Genomic DNA, 563 nt, shown 5'->3' with positions numbered 1-563 from the left:
CCTAGTTCCTCAGTCAATTTACTACGGAATGTTGAACCAGCACGAAGTTCGGCTTCCATCCCTTTGAGGATTCGAGGATAACTAAAGCGTCCATCCTTTACAAGACGAGCGATTACCAGCGCATCTTTACGGTCATGTTTGGTTGGCAGATTGTCATCCAACTCTTTTGACCGTTTGACATGCATGGGATTCGTCATGACTAAGGGAATGCCTCGTTCTTCTAGGAAGTAGGCTAAATTTAGCCAGTAATGGCCAGTAGGTTCAATCCCTACTATGACTTCTGTTTTTTCGTTTTCTTTCATAGCTGCCAGAACACGTTGATAGAAATGCTCGAAACCATCACCAGATTGAGAAACAGAGAATGATTTTTGGATCACACGACCGCGGTCATCTACAAAGCATGCATAATGTGTACGCTTTGCAATATCGATTCCCACAACTAGAGTTTTTTCGGTGACTTGATTTATTTTCTGATTTTGTTTAAAATCCATTTTGGAGTCCTCCTTGGTTAACTAAGTTAGGGGTCAATTCGTGGAGATTTGACACCCCGTATCATACCAAGA

Annotated in this window: 1 protein-coding gene; it reads right to left on the bottom strand. The window is 42.1% G+C overall.

The genetic code is table 11. From position 1 onward, the window contains the following. Positions 1-491 (bottom strand): IS110 family transposase (locus tag BFI01S_RS22145; RefSeq protein ID WP_156478383.1); only part of this gene is annotated, 491 nt, incomplete at its 3' end. Positions 492-563: the final 72 nt, after the last annotated feature.

Source organism: Cytobacillus firmus NBRC 15306 (assembly GCF_001591465.1).
Classification (GTDB): Bacteria; Bacillota; Bacilli; order Bacillales; family Cytobacillaceae; genus Cytobacillus; species Cytobacillus firmus.
The sequence above is the reverse complement of the archived record's forward strand: the minus strand, read 5'-3'. Positions and strand labels throughout refer to the sequence as shown.